Origin of the sequence: Streptomyces sp. NPDC016640 (genome assembly GCF_043076215.1) — a bacterium.
In the GTDB taxonomy this organism is placed as follows: Bacteria; Actinomycetota; Actinomycetes; order Streptomycetales; family Streptomycetaceae; genus Streptomyces.
This window is the reverse complement of the sequence record NZ_JBIBRG010000021.1, coordinates 95,669-99,253: the sequence shown is the minus strand read 5'-3', so window position 1 is coordinate 99,253 and position 3,585 is coordinate 95,669. Positions and strand designations below refer to the sequence as shown.

At 74.9% G+C, this 3,585-nt stretch carries 3 protein-coding genes and 2 pseudogenes; 2 read left to right on the top strand and 3 right to left on the bottom strand.

The annotated features are described in order from the left end of the window. Both ACF07S_RS31645 and ACF07S_RS31640 read left to right on the top strand, forming a co-directional pair. A pseudogene (locus tag ACF07S_RS31645) lies at positions 1-195 on the top strand (2-oxoacid:ferredoxin oxidoreductase subunit beta); the annotation flags it as partial. After that, positions 195-815 carry a FadR/GntR family transcriptional regulator gene (locus tag ACF07S_RS31640; protein ID WP_391966806.1) on the top strand — a complete coding sequence of 207 codons (621 nt, stop codon included), beginning with the start codon at positions 195-197 and terminating at the stop codon, positions 813-815. The pseudogene ACF07S_RS31645 and the gene ACF07S_RS31640, both read left to right, overlap by 1 nt. Before the next feature lie 28 nt (positions 816-843). Here the strand turns inward: ACF07S_RS31640 and ACF07S_RS31635 are convergent, their stop codons facing one another. The 3 genes and pseudogenes from ACF07S_RS31635 to ACF07S_RS31625 form a co-directional block, all read right to left on the bottom strand. Next, positions 844-1,689, bottom strand: a complete 846-nt coding sequence (locus tag ACF07S_RS31635; RefSeq protein ID WP_391975743.1) for a class I SAM-dependent methyltransferase — start codon at positions 1,687-1,689, stop codon at positions 844-846. Between the two features lie 96 nt (positions 1,690-1,785). After that, positions 1,786-2,355: a helix-turn-helix domain-containing protein gene (locus ACF07S_RS31630; RefSeq protein WP_391966808.1), complete on the bottom strand. Its 570-nt coding sequence runs from the start codon at positions 2,353-2,355 to the stop codon at positions 1,786-1,788. 106 nt (positions 2,356-2,461) lie between these two features. Then, positions 2,462-3,585 (bottom strand): annotated as a pseudogene (locus tag ACF07S_RS31625) (hypothetical protein); the annotation flags it as partial.

The following is a 3,585-nucleotide window of genomic DNA, read 5'->3' as shown; positions in this document are numbered from 1 at the left end:
TCCCGCCTCGCCGACCCCCACACCCTGCACCACACCCCCATCGGCGTCTTCCGCTCCACCCACCGGCCCGTCTACGACACCCTCATGGCCGACCAGCTCCACACCGCCACCCGACAACACGGCACAGGCGACCTCACCACCCTCCTCACCGGCAACGACACCTGGACCGTCATCGGCCGGGGGACCCCCGGGTGATGCTGCGTCCCGTCCCGCGCCCGGTCGGGCTGTTCGAGCGCGTGGTCGACCGGCTGCGGCAGCAGATCACGTCCGGGGCCTGGCCGGTGGGCTCCCGCATCCCGACCGAACCGGAACTGGTGCGCCACCTCGGGGTGGCGCGCAACACCGTCCGGGAGGCCGTACGGGCGCTCGCCCACAACGGCCTGCTGGACATCCGCCACGGCTCGGGCACGTACGTCGTGGCGACCAGCGAACTGGCCGGGGTGATGCGCCGCCGTTTCGGCGGCGCCGAACAGGGCGACGTGATCGAGGTGCGCGGCGCCCTGGAGGTGGCGGCGGCGCGGATGGCCGCGCGGCGCCGGACCGAGGAGGATCTGCGGCTGCTGGACGTACTGCTGGAGCGGGGCGCGGACGCCGACTTCCACCGCGCGGTGGTGGTCGCCTCCCGCAACGAGGTGCTGGTCGAGCTGTACGCGCACCTCGGGCAGCTGTCGGCGCGCGACCGCTCCGCCGCCCCACCGTGTCCGGACGCGCGCGAGGGTCACTCCCGCCTGCTCGCCGCCCTGCGCGCCTCGGCCCCGGGCGCGGCCGCCGCCGAGGCCGCCGCCCACCGCTTCGGCCGCCACCTCGGCGGCTGAACCGCCGGGGCCGTCGGACGGTCCTCGCTCAGCCGTCGCGGCGGGCGGCCCAGACGGTGCGCCGGGTGCGTACCGCGAGGTCGTCGCGGCGCAGGATGCTGTGCGGTCCCCCGGTGTCGAGCAGCCGGTCGAGCGCGGCGAGGTCCTCGGGGTGGAGGGCGTCGGCGACGCCGCCGCGGATGCGTCGCAGGCCGCTCAGGGCGTAGGCGCCGACCGCCGCGTGGCGGGAGGCCTCGACGTGCACGGTGAGGGTGCGTTCGCCCACGAGGGTGAATCCGGCGGCGGTCAGCTTCGGCCCCCAGTCGGCACCGCGGTGGGGCATGTGCTCGGCTTGGTGACGTCCGGTGGCGGCGTGACACCGTTCCTCCAGGCCGGGCCGCTCCTCCGGGGCGTTCCCGGGCAGGAAGCGGGGGAAGCCGGCCAGCTCGACGACCGCGAACAGGCCGCCGGGCACGAGCGTGTCGTGGACCGTGCGGAGCACGCGGTCGGGGTGGGCCATGTGGTGCAAGGAGGCCGAGGCCCACACCAGGTCCGGCGTGCCGAGGCCGGGGTGGGCGCCGTCGTCGAGGTCGGCCCGCACGGTGCTCACCCGCGCGGCCACCCCTCGGGCGTCCGCCTTCTCCCGCAGGCGCCGGAGGTGGCCGTCCGAGGCGTCGACGGCGGTGACGTGCGCGTCGGGGAAGCGGTCGAGGAGGGCGAAGGTGCCCGTGCCCGTCCCGCACCCCAGATCCACGATCCGGCGCGGGGGTGTCCGGACGGGCAGCCACTCGGTGATGGCGGCGGTGTACTCGGCGAGGACGTCCGCGTCGAGGTCGAGGATCTCGGCCTGGCCGCTGTCGTCGTGGGGGTGGCTGTGCTGGGGTGTGCGGGTCATGGCGCCACCGTAGGACGGCCGGGGCGCGGCACCGCGGCCGTTTTCCGGTTGCGCAAGACAAGGGCCCCGTGGGCTGCGGACCGCGCAAGACGTGTCTCAGCCGGCGTCGTCGCGCTGATGGCCGCGGCGGGCGTCGCGGTCGAAGATGCCCAGGATCTCGCAGGGTCCGCCCTCGGCGCCGAGGGCGTGCGGCAGCATCGTGGGGAATTCCGCGGCCTGGTGGGTCTCCACGCGGATGCGGCGGTTGCCCAGCAGGAGGACCGCGGTGCCGGACAGCACGACGAGCCATTCGCGGCCGGGGTGCGCGCGCATGCGCGAGGGGTTGTCGGGCGGCGGTTCGGTCATGCGCCGGTGTACGACGGTCATGCCCGGGTCGCCCTTCACGGGCCAGCGCATCGTCGCGTGCGTGCTGTCGATCATCGGGCTGGTGACGATGTCGTCCGAGGCGGTCTCGACGAGCTGGTCCAAGGTGGTGTCCAGGGCGCGGGCGAGGGTGACGAGGCTGTCCAGCGCCAGGCGGCGCCGGCCGTTCTCGATGCGGCTGAGCGTGGACTGGCTGAGCCGGGCCCGCGTGGCCAGTTCCTCCAGTGACCAGCCCTGCGCCACCCGCAGGGCACGGATCCTCTTGCGTACCAGGCTGTCCAGGTCGCCGTCGTCTTGCGTCATGGGCCAGAGCGTATGCCATTGAGGCAAGGGGCCCTCAGTGTCGTGGGCGGAGGCGACGGACGCGGTCCGGCCCCCGCGTCGGCCGGCGAGGCGGGGGCCGGGCCCTTCACCGTCCGATGACGGCCGGGGTGCCGCCGTCCTCCGTGCCCCAGACGTCCGCGTCCTCCTCCAGGTAGTCGGCGGAGGTGGTGGAACCGCGGCGCGGCTCGTCCTGCTCCTCGGGGGAGTCGCCGCCGGTGGTCGACACCCGGGAGGCCGGCGACAGGAAGGTGTCGCTGTCCTCCTGGCGGTGCCACGGGCTGCGCCGCCGGCGGTTGCGGCGCTCGCTCTCCTCCGCCGCGTCGACCAGGACGGCGCGCACCCGCTCGCCGTTGCCCTTCTCGCCGCCGGCGCCCATGCCTCCCATACCGCCCATCGGCATGCCGGGGCTGCCGGGCATGCCGGGTGCGCCGGGGGCGCCGGGGGCGGGGGCGACGGACGAGGGGAGGCCCGCTGCGGCGGTGGCGCTGTCCGAGAGCGGGGCGACGCCGGTCCCCAGGGCGTCGCCGGAGACGGGGTCCCCGGTCAGGCCGCCGCCCAGGCCCGCGGAGCTCGTCCCGCCACCGCCACCGCCGAGGCCGGGGAGCGACACGTCCCGGGTGGTGATGCCGTCGCCGCCGGTTCCGCCCAAACCGTCCAGGCCACCCAGGCCGCCCAGGCCGCCCAGGTTCCCGGGCGAATCGAGATCGGAGGAGTTGAGGTCGTGCAGATCCACCGTCTCGGTGCGGCCCTGGGGGTCGGTGAGGGTGGCGATGCCGGTGTCCGGGTCGATGACCTGGGTGCTGCCGTCGGGGAAGGTGGTGGTGAGGCGTCCGTTGTCGAGAACGGTGGTGGAGCCGTCGGCGTTGGTGACCTTCGCCCCGTGGGTGAGGTCGGTGGTCGTGGAGTTGCCGTCCGCGTCGGTGGTGGTGAGCGTCCCGGTGTCCGGGTCGAACGAGGACTCGCTGCCGTCCGCGAACAGGGTCCTGAAGTCGCCGCTGTCGTCGAGCAGGGTGCGGCCGCCCGTCGGTGTCTCCAGGCCCCCCAGGTCGCTGTTGAGGTTCCCGAGGTCGCCGATCGACTCGGTGATCAGGTCGGAGTCGAAGTTCCCGAGGTCGCCCAGGTCCCCCAGGTCGCCGCGGCCGTTGAGGTTGCCGAGGTTGCCGAGGTTCGTCGTCGTGGTGCTGCCGTCGGGGTCGGTGGTGACCGCCT